Below are 16940 nucleotides of genomic sequence, written 5' to 3'. Positions count from 1 at the left end.
CGAGGGCGTACCACTGTTGCAGGAAGTAGATCCGCAGCATTCGCTCCAGGCCAATCGGCGGCCGGCCCCGCTTGCCTGCCGAATTCGGAAAGTAGGACGGCGACAGTGCGTCGATCAGTCGTTGCCATGGCACCAGGGCATTCATCTGGGCCAGGAACCGCTCTCGGCGGGTAACCTTCTTCTTGTTCTGGTGCTCAGCCTGGGCGAACGAGATCTGCTTCATCGGGTGGCTCTGTCAGACGGTGGCAGGAAGGTCAGATTATACCCCGCCGGTACCCATCAGGCAGCTGCGGCGAGATTTGTGCAGCGTTTCCATAGAGCACAAAATTAAAAAAACACCACCTTTTTGAGCAGTATAGTGCCCAATCGGGATGATATGTTAGATAGCCGTGAGAAACACTGGCCCGCCTTGAAACGAGCCGGATGTCCTACAGCTTCAAGCGCATGGCCTACAGCTCACGGTCGGGCTTCTCGAACACCCAGCTGGTGCCTTCACGAGAGTCCTTGAGGATGATGCCGAGTGCCGCCAACTCGTCACGGATGGCATCGGCGGTGGCGAAGTCCCTTGACTGCTTGGCCTCGGAACGCTCGTTGATCTTGGCCCGGATCTCGTCTTGCGAGAGCGGCAGGTCAGAGCCCCCACCCTTGAGGAAGGTCGCCGGGTCCTGCTGCAGCAGGCCCAGGGTGCCGCCCAGCCGCTTGAGCTCGGCAGCGAGCACCGGGGCCTGCTCGGGGGCCTCCTTCCTGGCGCGGTTCAGCTCGCGGGCCAGGTCGAAGAGCACCGAGAGCGCCTCGGCGGTATTGAAATCGTCGTCCATGGCCGCAGTAAAGCGTTCCTGGAAGCGGCCATCCACTTCCTCCTCCACGGGCTCGATGCCTTGCAGGGACCGCTCTTCAATAGACAGGCCTTCAAGCGCCAGCCCTTCGAGAGCAAGCCCTTCAAGAGAGTTGTAGAAACGCTCCAGCGACTTGCGTGCCTCGGCGAGAGACTCGGGGGCGTAGTTGATCGGGCTGCGGTAATGGCTGGCCACCAGCAGGTAGCGCACCACCTCGGGGTCATGGTGGTCGAGTACCTCGCGGATGGTGAAGAAGTTGCCCAGCGACTTGGACATCTTCTCGTGGTTCACCCGCACCGCTCCGGCATGCATCCAGGTATTGACGAAGGGCTTGCCGTTGGCCGCCTCGGACTGGGCGATCTCGTTCTCGTGGTGGGGGAAGGTCAAGTCCGGCCCGCCGCCGTGGATATCGAAGGTCTCACCCAGGCAGCATCGGGACATGGCCGAGCATTCGATGTGCCAGCCGGGCCGCCCCTCGCCCCAGGGCGAGGGCCAGCTCGCCTCGTCCGGCTTGGCGGCTTTCCAGAGCACGAAGTCGAGCGGGTCATCCTTGTGCTCATCCACCTCGATGCGTGCACCGGCGCGCATCTCGTCCGGATCGCGGTTGTTGAGTTTGCCGTAGCCCTCGAACTTGCGTACCCGGTAGTAGACGTCGCCGTTGTCCGCCGCATAGGCGTAGCCCTTGTCGATCAGCGTCTCGATCATGTCGAGGATGTCGTCGATATGCCGCGTGGCGCGAGGCTCGTGATCCGGTGGCAGCACGCCGAGCCGTGCCTCGTCCTCGTGCATCGCCTGGATCATGCGCTCGGTGAGCGAGCCGATCGTCTCGCCGTTCTCGTCGGCGCGCCGAAGGATCTTGTCATCGATGTCGGTGACATTGCGCACATAGGTGACGTCAAAGCCGCGCTGACGCAGGTAGCGGGTGATGACGTCGAAGGCCACCAGCACCCGGGCGTGGCCCAGGTGACAGTAGTCGTAGACGGTCATGCCGCAGACATACATGCGCACCTTGCCCGGCTCGATGGGCGTGAAAGACTCCTTGCGACGGGTCAGCGTGTTGTATATCTGCATGTCAGCCCTTCTTCTCGTCCTGTGCTTTCTTCTGGGCTTCCTGCTTCTGAACCTTGGCCCAGGTGTCTTTCAACCCCACGGTGCGGTTGAATACCAGCCGGTCGCCACGGCTGGCGTGGCGGTCGGCGCAGAAGTAGCCCACCCGCTCGAACTGGAAGCGAGTCTCAGGCTCGACATCCGCCAGGCTCGGCTCGCCGATGGCCTGCACGGTGACCAGCGATTCGGGATTGAGATGCTCGAGGAAGTCGGCATCCTTGTCCTTGTCGGGCTGCTCCTCGAGGAAGAGATTATCGTAGAGGCGAACCTCCATGGGCACGCCGTGCTCGGCGCTGACCCAGTGGATCACGCCCTTGACCTTGCGCCCCTCGGGGTTCTTGCCCAGCGTGTCGAAGTCCACCGAGCAACGCAGCTCGTTGATCTCGCCGGCGGCATCCTTGATCACCTCGTCACAGCGGATCACGTAGCTGTTGCGCAGGCGCACCTCCTTGCCCGGCGCCAATCGGAAGAACTTCTTGGGCGGCTCCTCCAAGAAGTCATCCTGGTCGATGAAAATTTCCCGGGTGAGCGGCACCTTGCGCACTGCCATGTCTTCGCGGGCCGGGTGGCCAGGCACTTCATAGACCTCCTCGAAGTCCTCCGGCACGTTGGTCAGCACGATCTTCACCGGCTTGAGAACGGCCATCGCGCGAGGCGCATTGTCCTCGAGATCCGAGCGGATGGCGTGGTAGAGCATGGCGATATCCACCAGGCCGCCGTCGGCGCGGGTGACGCCGATCATCTCGCAGAACTTACGGATCGAGGCCGGCGTATAGCCACGACGCCGCATGCCGGAAATGGTCGGCAGGCGCGGATCATCCCAGCCGTCGACGATGTCATCGTCGACCAACAGCTTGAGCTTGCGCTTGGAGGTCAGGGTGTAGTTGAGATTGAGCCGGGCAAACTCGATCTGGCGGGGCTTCACCGGCACCGGCAGGTTTTCCAGGAACCACTCGTAGAGCGGTCGGTGATCCTCGAACTCCAGAGTACAGATCGAGTGGGTCACCCCCTCGATGGCGTCCGACTGGCCGTGAGTGAAGTCGTAGGAGGGATATATCTTCCACTTGTCGCCGGTCTGGTGGTGGCTGGCATGGCGAATACGGTAGAGGATCGGATCGCGCAGGTTGATATTCGGCGCGGTCATGTCGATCTTGGCCCGCAGCACCTTCTCGCCCTCGGAGAACTCGCCGGTGCGCATGCGCTCTAGCAGGTCGAGGTTCTCGTCCGCGCTGCGCTCGCGATAGGGGCTCGGTTTCCCCGCTTCTGTGAGGGTGCCACGATATTCGCGGATCTCGTCCGGCGAGAGATCGTCGACATAGGCCTTGCCCTCGCGCACCAGATGCTGCGCCCAGGCGTAGAGCTGGTCGAAATAGTCCGAAGCGAAGCGCACCGGGCCCGCCCACTCGAAACCCAGCCAGTGGACGTCCGCCTTGATGGCGTCAATGTAGGCCTGCTCTTCCTTGGCCGGATTGGTGTCGTCAAAGCGCAGATGACAGTCGCCACCGAAGTGCTCGGCGAGCCCGAAATTCAGACAGATCGACTTGGCGTGGCCGATATGCAGAAAGCCGTTGGGCTCCGGCGGGAAACGGGTGACGATCTTCCCGGTACGGCCGGCCTCGATCTCCTCGCGGATCTGGTTGCGGATGAAGTTCGGCGCGCTGGTGGTATCGGTGGTCATGACGGAGAAAACGACCTCTGGTTTGGAAGGGGGGTACCGGTGATATTGAAGAAAGCCTGCACCGCTCGGGGCTGATCCGGCGACAAGCCTGCGAGGAGGCGCTGTGAACCCATCCCTGGGCGCTACCGACGCCATCCCTGGCGTAGGACCTCCTCTTCGGCTTATCCCCGGCGCCCCTCGCCGCGGGCAACGTCTAACGCCTCCGGTTCAAGCGGACTCGCTTCGCGAATCGCAGCAAAATCGGTATTATAGCGTCACAGCCATGGGCAACGCCAAGGCAGCCACCTTTACACCACACAGGAACGTATTGATGATCGTACTGCAGACCAATTTCGGCGACATCACCGTCGAGCTGAACTACGACAAGGCACCCAAGACCGCCGCCAATTTCGAGCAGTATGTCCGCGACGGCTTCTACGATGGCACCCTCTTCCACCGCGTGATCCCGGGTTTCATGATCCAGGGGGGCGGTTTCGACACCGACTTCAATCAGAAACCTACTCGTGATCCGATCGAGAACGAGGCCGACAATGGCCTGAAGAACACCACCGGCACACTGGCCATGGCCCGCACCCAGGACCCGCACTCCGCCACTGCCCAGTTCTTCATCAATATTGCCGACAACGACTTTCTCAATCACAGCGGCAAGAATATCCAGGGCTGGGGCTACTGCGTGTTCGGCGAGGTGGTGGACGGCATGGATGTCGTCGAGAAGATCAAGGCTGTGCCCACCACCCGTCGCGGCATGCACGCTGACGTTCCCGCCGAAGACGTGATCATCCAGAAGGCCTACGTCAAGGGAGAGTGATGACAACCCTTCTGATATCCGACCTGCACCTGCACCCCGGCGCCCCCGAGATTACCGAGGGGTTCCTGAGCTGGCTGGACGAGCGCGCCCAAGGCTGTGACTCCCTGTATATTCTCGGTGACTTCTTCGAAGCCTGGATCGGCGACGACCTGCTCGACCTCGTCGATCAAGACCCCACCGGCAACGCCGCTCTGGCGGCGCGCATCGCCGCTGCCCTCAGACGCCTGTCCGAGAGCGGCACGGAAATCTACCTGATGCACGGCAATCGCGACTTCTTGCTGGGTGCGCGTTTCGCCAATGAGGCCGGTGCCAGCCTGCTACCAGACCCCAGCGTGGTGGCGCTCGGCGACGAGCGGGTCCTGCTGATGCACGGCGACAGCCTCTGTACCCTAGACGAGGCCTACCAGACATTTCGGGCCCAGGCGCGTAACCCGCTGTGGCAGGAGCAGGTGATGTCGATGCCGATCCAGGACCGCATCGCCCTGGCCAGGCAGCTGCGTGAGCAATCCGGCGAGGCCAACTCCAACAAGGCCGAGGACATCATGGACGTGACCCCGGAGGAGGTGGTGAAGGTAATGGCTGAGCACGGCGTCACGACGCTGATCCATGGCCACACCCACCGACCTGCGGTGCACGAGCTCGAGGTCGACGGCCAGCCGGCCAAGCGCTATGTGCTGGGCGACTGGCAGCCCGGCAAGGGCTGGGAGATTGTCATCGAGGACGGTGGCGAGCCTAAGCTGCAGGCATTCTCTCTTTCCTGAATCGCGCTGAACGTCGGGAGGTCGAACCGAGCGCTCCTGCAAGAACCGAGTCGTTATCGGTTGACCAGACAACCTGCCAGCTTCTCCTCCAACTCCTCAGCTGCCGGCAGGCTGCCCGCCTCGCCGATCAGTTCGAGTCGCGAGTCCCGCCGCCAGGCCGTCTCGGTCTGGCTGACCGTGCCTTCGGCGCGGTTGTAGAGCTTCCAGCCATCTTCCGTATGCAGCACACCTTTCACGCGAAGCCCGGCGGGCAGCGCCTCCAGCAGCGTCGTCAACCGATCCAGGTCGAAGATCTCGGAGGCGTGCCAGCGCCAGCCGAGGGTGGCATGCCCCAGCGAGGCACCCTCCTCCCGCAGCGGCTTGCCACGCTCCGGCTCGTGAAGCTCGACGTCTTCCAGCACCAGTGTCGCCGCTTCCGAACGAGCCGCCTGGTGAGTGGACGAAGCAGCATCCGTAGAGCTTGAATGCCGTCGACCATCCAGCAGCAGGGAGAGCGGCAGCTCCCCATGGGGCGCCTCGGCGATCCAGCGTTTGACCGGCCATAATTCATCTAGCCAGGATCGCGCCGCCCGACGTTGATCGGCGGTGGCCAGATCGGTCATGGTCAAGGCTACCCCGTCGGCCATGGCCAGCTGATCGCGGAAGGTCTCGTTCTGCCGGGCGCGCGGATCATCCAGGCGCCGCGGGTCAAGCAGCGTGATGATATCCCGGACGTCCAGCACTCCGGCGAAGCCCTCACCACGTAACACGTCGAGCAGCCCTGCCGGATGCCCGAGTCCCGAGGGCTCGATGATCAGCCGATCCGGCCGGTAGCGACGCAACAGGGTGACCAGCGAGGTCTGAAGCACGAAAGCCAGCTGGCAGCAGAGGCAGCCACCCGGTAGCCCTTTGACCACCAGGTCATCGCGCTCGGCGAACATCGCCTGGTCGATCCCGACTCGACCGAACTCGTTGATCACCACCGCCCAACGCTCCCCCTCGGGCTTCTGCTCGATCAGTCGGCGGATCAAGGTACTCTTGCCGCTCCCCAGAAACCCGGCAACCAGGTGGACAGGCACATTCGTCAGAGGAGCGGACATCGGCGATCTCCAGAAAGGTCAAGCAGTAAAGCGGCCAAGCGGCCAAGCGGCCAAGCGGCTGTCACTGTGGAATGCTCTCAAGAAACCACAAACCCCAAAGGCCGAGACCTTCGGGGTTTGCTTGCAGCTCGGCGCTTGGCGGATCTTATCGCCGTTCGATCTCCGCCTCCTCGCGCAGGTCGTCGAGCAGGCCCTGGATGGCCGCCTGGGCCCGCAGCCGCTCGGCCATGCGCGCCACAAAGGACTCGACCTCCTCGTTCGGCTCGCCGGGCTGCACCTCGTCCAAAGCGATCAACATCACCCGCTCGCCGTCCAATGCATGGCCGTAGACCGGGGAGTCACCCTCGGGATGCGGCAGGCGGAAGGCCGCCTGGATCAGCGCATCGGAGAGATTGCTCCCGCCCTGGCGGCTCACGTCCTCGGCCTGCTGCCAGTCGATCTCCAGAGATTCCCCAGCACTCAGGCGCTCAACGCGTTCAGCGGCCAGCTCGATGAGCGCCTCTCGGGTCTTCTCACGGCGCACCGCCGCCTCGACTTCGTCACGAACCGCGTCCAGCGGCAGCGTGGTCGCCTCGCGATGCTCGGCCACCCGCAGCACCAGGCGGCGGTCCGCGTCCAGCTCGATAACCTCGCTGTTATAGCCCTCCTCCAGCACATCGCCACTGAAGGCCTGCTCCATCACGCCCGGCTCGGACAGCATACCCTCACCGTCATCGCGTCCGATCCAGTCGCTCTGCTGCAGCTCCAGTCCCAGGTCCTCGGCCACACTGGCCAGATCATCGGCGGCGAAGCTGTCGTCGATCAGCCGCTGGGCCCGCTCATTGAAGGCGTCGCTGACCTGTTCGCTGGCCAGCTGGCGACGCAGCTGTTCGCGGCTCTCCTCGAAGGAGGGGCGGTCCAGCTCGGTGACCTTGATCAGGTGCAGGCCATTGTCGGTCTCGACGATCTCCGACACCTCGCCCTCGTCCAGGGAAAAGGCCGCCGACTCGAACGCCTCGCCAAAGAAACCGCGGGAGATCACGCCCAGATCGCCACCGGCAGCGCTGGTGGAGGTGTCTTCGGACACATCGGCGGCGAGCTCGGCGAACTCCTCGCCCTCGGCGAGTCTCTCCTGAGCCTGCTCGAGAAGAGCCTGGGCCTCTTCACGACTGCGCTGATCTCCAAAGGTAACCATGATGTGCGACACGCGGCGGTCGGCCTCAGCGGCGCCTTCTTCCCAGGCCTCACGCAGTGCCTCCTCGCTGACCTCGGCGTCCTCGGCCATCTGTTGGCGATCTAGCACCACATAGTTCAGCTTGACCTGCTCGGGGCGCCGGTAATCCGCCTCGTGGGCGTCGTAATAGGCGTTCAGATCCTGCTCATCGACCTCGGGCGGCGATTCCAGATCCGCCGGCACCAGGACATGGTAGCGGAAACTGCGGGTCTGGCGCTGCAGCGCGGCAAGGCGCTCGCGCTCTTCCTCAAGGGTGAAGTCACTCACCGCCAGGCCCTGCTGGAGCTGCTGGCGCTTAACATCGACACGTAGCTGCTGACGAAACGTCAGCGGCGTAAAGCCGGCACTGGCGAGGCGATTGCGGAACACGTCTCGGTCGAAGCGACCATTGGCGTCCTGGAATTCTGGCAAATTCACGATCAGCTGGTCGAGCTGTTCCTCGGAGACATGCAAGCCACCCTCATTGGCATACTGGGTCAGCAGGCGGTCCGTGATCAGCATGTCGAGCATCTCGACCCGCAGGGCGCGCTCCTGCTCGGGCGGCACCTGACCGCTGCGGATCGCTCGCTGGACTTCCATTTCCAGCTGTTGACGGGTAATCACCTCGCCGTTGACCTCGGCGACCTCGTCGCCGCTGTTGCCCAGCAGCCCGACCAGCGATTCCACGCCGAAGAGTGCCATGGTCACGACCACGGCACCGATGATGATCTTCGCGCCCCAGCTCCTGGAGCGGTCACGAATACTTTGCAGCATGCAGGCCTCTGCGAATCAAGTGAGTCGGGTCGCGGGACATTATACGCATCACCAGGCATCACGCGACGCCCGCAACGCTGAACGTGGCCGAAAATGGGCGCCACAATAAAGAACAGGCGCATCGCTTCTGCGATGCGCCTGTTAGGGAACCAACCGTCAGTGGTGCGGCAGGCGCCGTCGGCTCAGTTGACGGAGTCCTTGAGCGCCTTGCCGGCCTTGAAACTCGGCACCTTGGCGGCACTGATCTCGATCGGCTGACCCGTCTGCGGATTACGGCCGGTGCGGGCGGCGCGCTCCTTCACCTGGAAGGTACCGAAACCCACCAGGGAAACACTGTCACCCTTCTTGAGGCTGTCGGTCACGGTATCGACCATGGCATCCAGTGCGCGTGATGCGGCCGCCTTGGGAATATCGGCAGACGCGGCAATGGCTTCGACCAGCTCGGATTTGTTCACACTTCACCCCTTGACTTTTCGTAAAAATGGCCCTAATCGGCGATACATTCGGCTGACTGACGCGATCACAGCATAGCGTTAGTTTATAGCAATGCGGTGAAAGATCTGTCAAGCGACCTTCCTTGCCAAACCCCGCCATACCGGGGTTTAGACTTCGGTATGGGGAGATATTTATTGTTAGTGCGTACTGACCATCGACGCTGAGGAGGTGGAGTCTTCCGCCCGAGTTTCCTCCTTTTTCGGCGCCGGCTTCTCGGCCAGAGCCACCTCGAGGACATCATCAATCCAGCAAACTGGACGAATATCGAGGGCTTCCTTGATATTCTCCGGAACCTCCTTGAGGTCGCGGCGGTTTTCCTCGGGTATCAACACGGTCTTTATACCACCGCGCCTGGCGGCCAGCAATTTCTCCTTGAGTCCGCCGATCGCCATCACCTCGCCGCGAAGGTTGACCTCACCGGTCATGGCCACGTCACAACGTACCGGACGCCCCGTATAGGCCGATACCATGGCCGTCACCATGGCGACGCCCGCGCTGGGGCCGTCCTTGGGCGTGGCACCCTCGGGGACGTGGATGTGCAGGTCCTCCTTCTCGAAGCGCTCCGGGTCGATGCCTAGCGCCAGTGCCCGGGCGCGCACCACGGTCTGTGCCGCACTCACCGACTCCTTCATCACGTCGCCGAGCGAGCCGGTCTTGTCCAGACGCCCCTTGCCGGGGGTGATCACCGACTCGATGTTGAGCAGCTCGCCGCCCACCGAGGTCCAGGCCAGGCCGGTCACCCGGCCAACCTGGTCTTCCTGATCGGCCAGGCCATAGCTGTAGCGGCGTACGCCGGCATAGGGCTCGATATCGGCGGCTGCCAACAGCACCGGCGCCTGGGCGCCCTCCTGGCTCTCCTTCTCGAGGCGCTCGCGCAGCACCTTTCTGCATACCTTGGCGATCTGGCGCTCCAGTTCGCGCACACCGGCCTCACGGCTGTAGTAGCGAATCAGCTCGAGCAGCGCGTCATCGGAGAACGACAGCTCATCCTCCTTGAAGCCGTTGGCCTTGAGCTGCTTGGGCACCAGGTAACGCCGGGCGATGGCCAGCTTCTCGTCCTCGGTGTAGCCCGGCAGGCGAATCACCTCCATGCGATCGAGCAGCGGGCCAGGGATGTTCATCGAGTTGGCCGTGCAGATGAACAGCGTCTCGGAGAGATCGTAGTCCAGTTCCAGGTAGTGGTCACTGAAGGTGTTGTTCTGCTCCGGATCCAGCACCTCGAGCAGCGCCGAGGAGGGATCGCCACGATGGTCCATGCCGACCTTGTCGACCTCGTCGAGCAGGAACAGCGGGTTCTTGACCCCGGCCTTGGCCATGCGCTGGATCATCTTGCCCGGCAGCGAGCCGATGTAGGTGCGACGATGGCCCCGGATCTCGGACTCGTCTCGCACCCCGCCCAGCGCCAGGCGCACGTACTTGCGGTTGGTGGCCCGGGCAATGGACTGCCCCAGCGAGGTCTTGCCGACCCCCGGTGGCCCCACCAGGCAGAGTACCGGCCCCTTGAGCTTCTTGACCCGCTTGTGCACCGCCAGGTACTCGAGAATGCGCGCCTTGACCTCATCGAGACCGTAGTGGTCCTCATCGAGCACCTTCTGGGCGTGGACCAGGTCATGCTTGATGCGGGTGCGCTTCTTCCACGGCACATCCACCAGCCAATCCAGGTAGGAGCGAACCACGGTAGCCTCGGCGGAGTGCGGCGACATCATCTTCAGCTTGCCCAACTCCTGGAGCGCCTTCTCGCGGGCCTCCTTGGGCATGCCGGCTTCCTCGATGGCCTGCTCGTACTTCTCGGCCTCGTTGGGCACGTTCTCGAGCTCGCCCATCTCCTTCTGGATGGCCTTCATCTGCTCGTTGAGATAGTACTCGCGCTGCGACTTCTCCATCTGCTCCTTGACCCGCGAGCGGATGCGCTTCTCCACCTGCAGCAGGTCGATCTCGGACTCGATCAACGCCATCAGGTGCTCGATGCGGTCGCGCACCCGGTCCATCTCCAGCAGCTGCTGCTTGTCGTCGATCTTCAGCGACAGATGGGCACAGATGGTATCCACCAGGCGGCTGGGATCCTCGATGCCGGAGAGCGAGTTGAGCACCTCGTTGGGCACCTTCTTCGACATCTTCACGTACTGCTCGAACTGATTGAGCAGTACCCGCACCAGTGCCTCCTGTTCGCGCTCGCTGAGCGGTTCGCTCTCGCGCAGGCTCACCTCGGCGCGGCTGTAGCCCTCGTCGACGGCGAAGATCTCGCGGATGTCGGCCCGGGACTCACCCTCGATCAGCACCTTGACGGTACCGTCGGGCAGCTTGAGCAGCTGCATGATCTCGGCCACGGTGCCGATGGCGAACATGTCCTCGTTATCGGGGTCGTCCTTGCTGGCCTCACGCTGGGCCACCAGCAGGACGCGCTTGTCGGCCTCCATGGCCGCCTCGAGCGCCTGGATCGACTTCTCGCGGCCGACGAACAGTGGAATGACCATCTGCGGATAGACGACCACATCGCGCAGTGGCAAAAGGGGCAGACTCAGGGTCTGTTCAGCGTTCTGCTGCATCGCAGACGTTCCTCACACGAAATCGGATGGATACCCAAGGAGTGGGGGCGAACCGGCGCCATTGCAAGGCAACATGAGCCAGAGCGCACAAAGAAGGGAGCGGACCCATCGCCCGAGTGCCAGTTGGACACCTCGCGGATGGAGCCGCTCCCTCATCAGGGCGTCGTGCGTCCGGCGTATCAGCCGTCGGTACCGTCGCCCCGCTGCGCCTCCTGCTGGGAGTAGATCAGCAGCGGCTCGCTCTCGCCACCGATGACCGAAGCGTCGATCACCACCTTGGATACTCCCTCGAGAGAGGGAATCTCGTACATGGTATCGAGCAGCACCGACTCGAGGATCGAGCGCAGCCCGCGGGCGCCGGTCTTGCGTGCCATGGCCTTGCCGGCCACCGCCCGCAGGGCATCCTCGCGGAACTCCAGCTCGACATTCTCCATCTCGAACAGCCGGGCGTACTGCTTGATCAGCGAGTTTTTCGGCTCGGTGAGGATCTGGATCAGTGCATCCTCGGTGAGCTCAGTCAGCGTCGCGATCACCGGCAGACGACCGACGAACTCGGGGATCAGGCCGAACTTGACCAGGTCCTCGGGCTCCACGTCGAGCAGCAGGTCACCGACGCCCTTGGTCTCGTCCTTGCTCTTGACCTCGGCATTGAAGCCGATGCCGCCCTTCTCGGCGCGATCCCGGATCACCTTGTCCAGCCCGGCGAAGGCGCCGCCGACGATGAACAGGATGTTACCGGTATCGACCTGCAGGAACTCCTGCTGGGGATGCTTGCGTCCGCCCTGGGGCGGCACCGAGGCGGTGGTGCCCTCGATCAGCTTGAGCAGCGCCTGCTGCACGCCCTCGCCCGAAACGTCACGGGTGATGGACGGGTTGTCCGACTTGCGCGAAATCTTGTCGATCTCGTCGATGTAGACGATGCCGCGCTGGGCCTTCTCCACATCGTAGTCGCACTTCTGCAGCAGCTTCTGGATGATGTTCTCGACATCCTCGCCGACATAGCCCGCCTCGGTGAGCGTGGTGGCATCGGCGATAGTGAAGGGCACATTCAGCAGCCGCGCCAGCGTCTCGGCCAGCAGCGTCTTGCCGCTGCCGGTAGGGCCGATCAACAGGATGTTCGACTTGCCGAGCTCGACGGCGTCGTCCTTGGCGCCGTAGCGCAGGCGCTTGTAGTGGTTGTAGACCGCCACCGACAGCACCATCTTGGCGCGGTCCTGGCCGATCACATAATCATCGAGGGTGTGACGAATCTCGCGGGGAGCGGGCAGGCGCTCCTCATCGGTCTCGGCATCGGCGTCGAGCACCTCCTCGCGAATGATGTCGTTGCAGAGGTCGACACACTCATCGCAGATATACACGGACGGACCGGCGATCAGCTTGCGTACCTCGTTCTGGTTCTTGCCGCAGAACGAGCAGTAGAGCAACTTGCCGCCCTCGTCCTTGCCTTTGCCGTCGGCCATTCGCTTACCTCTTTCATAATGACGCCCCCCAAAGTATGGCTCATGGGGCGTCGGGTTCACCACGGCGGCCGCGGCCACCGGGAAACGTCTCAGTGCATGAAGGTCACTAGGATGAAGCTCACTGTAACATAAGATTCACGCTATCAGGATGTCGGCCGCTGTTCCAGCACCGCATCGATCAGGCCGTACTCGGCGGCCTGCGGACCATTCATGAAGTTGTCGCGGTCAGTATCCCGTGCGACGGTCTCGATCTCCTGGCCGGTGTGGTGCGCCAGGATCTGGTTGAGCTTGTCGCGGATGCCGAGAATCTCGCGGGTGTGGATCTCGATGTCCGAGGCCTGCCCCTGGTAGCCACCCAGCGGCTGGTGGATCATCATCCGCGAGTTGGGCAGGCAGTAACGCTTGCCCGCGGCACCGCCGGCCAATAGCAGTGCGCCCATGCTTGCCGCCTGGCCAATGCAGACGGTGGAGACATCGGGCTTGATGAACTGCATGGTGTCGTAGACCGACATGCCCGCCGTCACGGAGCCACCCGGCGAATTGATGTACAGGTGGATATCCTTGTCCGGGTTCTCGGACTCCAGGAACAGCAGCTGTGCCACCAGCAGGTTGGACATGTAGTCTTCCACCGGGCCCACCAGGAAGATCACGCGCTCCTTGAGCAGGCGGGAATAGATGTCGTAAGCCCGCTCGCCGCGCGCGCTCTGCTCGACCACCATGGGCACCAGGCCACCGGCGGATTGAATATCGAACGGGTTGCTCATCTGGGTGATGTCCTTGGATCCGATGAATGGAAGCGTAAGGGTGAATCCTGCCCGGTCGCTTGGCCGAGCAGGCAATGCCGCGGCGTGATCAGGCCTGCTTCTCTTCGTCCTGCTCTTCGGCCTCGGCTTCTTCGTCTTCCTCGCCCTGTTGCTGGGCAGCGGCGAGGGCTTCCTGGTAACTCATTTCCACGTCCTTGACGCTGGCCTGCTCGAGCAGGGCATCCACGGCCTTCTCCTCGAGGACCGCCGACTGGACCTGTGTCTTGAGCTGGTCGTTGCCCATGTAGTACTCGACCACCTGCTCGGGGTCCTGGTACTGCTGGGCCAGCTCCTCGACCTTGGCCTTGATCTCGTCGTCACTGGCCTCGATTCCGTGGTCCTTGATGACCTCGGCCAGCAGCAGGCCTACCTGGACGCGGCTCTTGGCCTGCTCGGCGAACAGCTCATCGGGCAGCTGGCTGACATCGAAGTCCTCACCCAGGCCAAACTGCTGGGCCGCCTGGCGCTTGAGGCCTTCGGTTTCCTGCTGGACCAGCGCCTGGGGCACCGGGATGTCGTTGGCCTTCTTCAGGGCCTCGAGCACCTGCTGCTTGACGCGATTGTCGATGGCCTGGGTCGCCTCACGGGTCATGTTCTTCTTGACCTCGGCGCGGAACTTGTCCAAGTCACCATCCTCGACGCCGAATTTCTCGACGAACTCGGCATCCACTTCGGGCAGGGCCTGGCCCTTCACCGCGTGAACCTTGACCTTGAAGGTCGCTTCCTGGCCGGCCAGCTGCTCGGCCTGGTAGTCCTCGGGGAAGGTGACCTTGATCTCCTTCTCCTCGCCTGCCTTGGCACCGATCAGCTGCTCCTCGAAGCCGGGGATGAAGCTGTTGGAGCCGATCACCAGCTCGTGCCCCTCGGCACTGCCACCCTCGAAGGGCTCATCGCCCAAAAAGCCCTGGAAATCGATGGTGATCTGGTCGCCCTCTTCGGCGGCGCGATCGACCTCTTCCCAGCCGGCATTCTGCTTGCGCAGGGTGTCGATCATCTCGTCGACATCGGCCTCTGTCACCTCGACCACCGGACGCTCGATCTCGGTGCCCTCGATGGACGCCAGATCGATCTCGGGGTAGATCTCCAGGGTCGCGGTGAACTCCAGATCCTTGCCTGCCTCATTGACGTTGGCTTCGATCTGCGGATAGCCGGCCGGATTGAGCTCGTTCTCCGAGATGGCACGCACATAGCGCTCGCGCATCACTTCGCCCACCACCTCGTCGCGCACACCGGCACCATAGCGCTGGCGAATCACCGACATCGGGACCTTGCCCTTGCGGAAGCCGTCCAGGCGCACGGTCTTGGCGGCATCCTTGAGACGGGCGGCAACGGCCTCGTCGACCTCGGCGGCCGGCACCTGGACCTTGATGCGGCGTTCAATGTTGGAGGTCGTATCGACGGAAACTTGCATGGAATGTCCTCTACCGACTGGGGCGTTCTGTGGAAGCGTGAAAGGTTCAAAGGGCCGATTCTAAGAATCCCGCCCGATACTGGCAAGCCGTGCCTGTACAGGTGGGGGCCTGACGGCATATTACAAGGGGCATGACGGGGATTTTTCTGAACGTGGGTCTGCCGCGATCGGCATCGAAAAGGCGGGACGACGAGCACCACGATGCGAATGAGGCATCAGGAAGAGATGAACCGGGAGAAACGAAACCTGCTGAGGGAGGCAATGGGGTGGATGATGGGGATCGAACCCACGACCACCGGAGCCACAATCCGGGGCTCTACCACTGAGCTACATCCACCACTGCCTGGAGATCATGTCGAGATGGGGTGGATGATGGGGATCGAACCCACGACCACCGGAGCCACAATCCGGGGCTCTACCACTGAGCTACATCCACCACTACGACAAGGGTCTTGCTGAAAGCTCTGACGACTAGGCCACAACCCGTTACCGGTCACTCCATGCGATACATGGCGCGCCCAGCAGGAATCGAACCTGCAACCTACGGCTTAGAAGGCCGTTGCTCTATCCGGTTGAGCTATGGGCGCATTCTATGTATCAGAGCGCCTGACCGCAACCCGAAACGGGAAAATAAAAACTTTCCAATCAACAGGTTGTGGTCGGGGTGGAGGGATTCGAACCCCCGACATCCTGCTCCCAAAGCAGGCGCGCTACCAGACTGCGCTACACCCCGCCGGCTCTTGCACGGCCCTGACGCCACCGCAGGGGCCTCGTCAAGCGCTGCGTATTCTACGGAACTTTCCCCGCGCGTCAAGCGAGAAGCGCGCCATTGCCGCTCGACTGCTTTGCCTTCTTGGCCCGGCATGCGAAAATCCATCGCCCCATCACCCAGCAGAGGGAAGCTCGATGACCGCCCAACTGATCGATGGCAAGTCCATTGCCGCCCGAGTCCGCCAGCAGGTCGCTCGCCAGGTGCAGGCACGCCGCGAGGCCGGAGGGCGCATTCCCGGACTGGCCGTGGTTCTGGTGGGCGAGGACGCCGCCTCTGCCGTCTACGTCCGCAACAAGCACCACGCCTGCGAGGAAGCCGGCATCCACTCGTTCAAGTATCAGTTGCCGGCGGATACCCGCCAGGACGAACTCGAGGCCCTGGTCGACCAGCTCAACGACGACCCACGCATCGACGGCATCCTCGTGCAACTACCGCTTCCCGAGCACATGGACTCCCGTCCGATCCTCGAGCGCATCCTGCCCCACAAGGATGTCGACGGCTTCCACCCCTACAACCTCGGCCGACTGGCCCAGCGCATGCCGCTACTTCGCCCCTGCACCCCCAAGGGCGTGATAACCCTGCTGGAAGAGAATGGCCTCGAGATCCGTGGGCTGGATGCCACCGTGGTCGGCGCCTCCAACATCGTCGGCCGTCCCATGTCGCTGGAGCTGATGCTCGCCGGCTGCACCACTACCGTCTGTCATCGCTTCACGCAGAACCTGGAGGAGCACGTCAGGCGCGCCGACCTGCTGGTGGTCGCGGTCGGCAAGCCCGGCCTGGTCAAGGGCGAATGGATCAAGCCCGGCGCCATCGTCATCGACGTCGGCATCAACCGCCAGGAAGACGGCCGCCTGATCGGCGACATCGACTTCGCCCCCGCCGCCGAGCGCGCCAGCTGGATCACCCCAGTCCCTGGCGGCGTCGGCCCCATGACCGTTGCCACCCTGCTCGAGAACACCCTGCAGGCCGCCGATATGCATGATGCGGAGGCCTAAGGGCAATGAAGCCCACCTTGTAGATTCATGGCGAGGCCACCAATCGCCGTGCAAGCACAGCTCCCACAGTAGCTCCCAGCAATCTACCGAGGATTGTAGGGCCTGTCGGCTCGACGCTACGACTTGCACGGCGATTTCTATGGCACAGCACCAATCGAGCTGCAAGTCGAGGCGTCGAACCGAGTGCTCCTACAATAACGCGCACTTTTCGGCGAATTTGGTT

The 16940-nt window shown here is 63.0% G+C and carries 13 protein-coding genes and 4 tRNA genes; 3 read left to right on the top strand and 14 right to left on the bottom strand.

Annotated elements, in window-relative coordinates; genetic code table 11:
• From BMY30_RS16630 to BMY30_RS16620, 3 genes are all read right to left on the bottom strand, one after another.
• Positions 1-223, bottom strand: a 223-nt coding sequence (locus BMY30_RS16630; RefSeq protein ID WP_139195545.1) for a transposase, incomplete at its 3' end; no start/stop codon positions are given.
• Between the two features lie 226 nt (positions 224-449).
• Positions 450-1907, bottom strand: coding sequence for a cysteine--tRNA ligase (gene cysS, locus BMY30_RS16625; RefSeq protein ID WP_089715779.1), 1458 nt, complete (start codon positions 1905-1907; stop codon positions 450-452).
• Between the two features lies 1 nt (position 1908).
• Positions 1909-3621 carry a glutamine--tRNA ligase/YqeY domain fusion protein gene (locus tag BMY30_RS16620; RefSeq protein ID WP_089715777.1) on the bottom strand — a complete coding sequence of 571 codons (1713 nt, stop codon included), beginning with the start codon at positions 3619-3621 and terminating at the stop codon, positions 1909-1911.
• A 310-nt stretch (positions 3622-3931) separates the two neighbouring features.
• Between BMY30_RS16620 and BMY30_RS16615 the strand changes: the two genes are divergently transcribed.
• Entirely contained in the window at positions 3932-4429 is a 498-nt protein-coding gene (locus tag BMY30_RS16615; protein ID WP_089715775.1) for a peptidylprolyl isomerase, read from the top strand.
• Positions 4429-5190 (top strand): UDP-2,3-diacylglucosamine diphosphatase, encoded by a 762-nt coding sequence (locus BMY30_RS16610; RefSeq protein ID WP_089715773.1) that lies wholly within the window; start codon positions 4429-4431, stop codon positions 5188-5190. The genes BMY30_RS16615 and BMY30_RS16610 overlap by 1 nt, the downstream gene beginning before the upstream one ends.
• 53 nt (positions 5191-5243) lie before the next feature.
• Here BMY30_RS16610 and BMY30_RS16605 read toward each other — a convergent pair whose 3' ends face one another.
• From BMY30_RS16605 to BMY30_RS16555, 11 genes are all read right to left on the bottom strand, one after another.
• Positions 5244-6269, bottom strand: a complete 1026-nt coding sequence (locus BMY30_RS16605) for a CobW family GTP-binding protein (RefSeq protein ID WP_089715771.1) — start codon at positions 6267-6269, stop codon at positions 5244-5246.
• A 145-nt stretch (positions 6270-6414) separates the two neighbouring features.
• Positions 6415-8235 (bottom strand): SurA N-terminal domain-containing protein, encoded by a 1821-nt coding sequence (locus tag BMY30_RS16600; RefSeq protein ID WP_089715768.1) that lies wholly within the window; start codon positions 8233-8235, stop codon positions 6415-6417.
• A 182-nt stretch (positions 8236-8417) separates the two neighbouring features.
• Entirely contained in the window at positions 8418-8690 is a 273-nt protein-coding gene (locus tag BMY30_RS16595; RefSeq protein ID WP_089715766.1) for an HU family DNA-binding protein, read from the bottom strand.
• A 177-nt stretch (positions 8691-8867) separates the two neighbouring features.
• On the bottom strand, positions 8868-11276 hold the full coding sequence (gene lon / locus BMY30_RS16590) for an endopeptidase La (RefSeq protein WP_089715763.1): 2409 nt from the start codon (positions 11274-11276) through the stop codon (positions 8868-8870).
• Positions 11277-11455: 179 nt separating this feature from the next.
• Positions 11456-12736, bottom strand: coding sequence for an ATP-dependent Clp protease ATP-binding subunit ClpX (gene clpX, locus BMY30_RS16585; protein ID WP_089715761.1), 1281 nt, complete (start codon positions 12734-12736; stop codon positions 11456-11458).
• A 143-nt stretch (positions 12737-12879) separates the two neighbouring features.
• Positions 12880-13500 carry an ATP-dependent Clp endopeptidase proteolytic subunit ClpP gene (gene clpP / locus BMY30_RS16580; RefSeq protein WP_089715759.1) on the bottom strand — a complete coding sequence of 207 codons (621 nt, stop codon included), beginning with the start codon at positions 13498-13500 and terminating at the stop codon, positions 12880-12882.
• Positions 13501-13588: 88 nt separating this feature from the next.
• Positions 13589-14950 carry a trigger factor gene (gene tig / locus BMY30_RS16575; RefSeq protein ID WP_089715756.1) on the bottom strand — a complete coding sequence of 454 codons (1362 nt, stop codon included), beginning with the start codon at positions 14948-14950 and terminating at the stop codon, positions 13589-13591.
• Positions 14951-15212: 262 nt separating this feature from the next.
• A tRNA-His gene (locus tag BMY30_RS16570) sits at positions 15213-15287 on the bottom strand.
• 24 nt (positions 15288-15311) lie between these two features.
• Positions 15312-15386, bottom strand: a tRNA-His gene (locus BMY30_RS16565).
• 74 nt (positions 15387-15460) lie between these two features.
• Positions 15461-15537, bottom strand: a tRNA-Arg gene (locus tag BMY30_RS16560).
• A 69-nt stretch (positions 15538-15606) separates the two neighbouring features.
• Positions 15607-15683, bottom strand: a tRNA-Pro gene (locus BMY30_RS16555).
• A 173-nt stretch (positions 15684-15856) separates the two neighbouring features.
• Between BMY30_RS16555 and folD the strand changes: the two genes are divergently transcribed.
• Positions 15857-16717 (top strand): bifunctional methylenetetrahydrofolate dehydrogenase/methenyltetrahydrofolate cyclohydrolase FolD, encoded by an 861-nt coding sequence (gene folD, locus BMY30_RS16550; protein WP_089715754.1) that lies wholly within the window; start codon positions 15857-15859, stop codon positions 16715-16717.
• The last annotated feature ends 223 nt before the right edge of the window (positions 16718-16940 follow it).

It is taken from the genome of Halomonas daqiaonensis (assembly GCF_900109725.1).
In the GTDB taxonomy this organism is placed as follows: domain Bacteria; phylum Pseudomonadota; class Gammaproteobacteria; order Pseudomonadales; family Halomonadaceae; genus Halomonas; species Halomonas daqiaonensis.
Note: the sequence above shows the minus strand (reverse complement) of the source record. Positions and strands in the feature narration are given on the sequence as shown.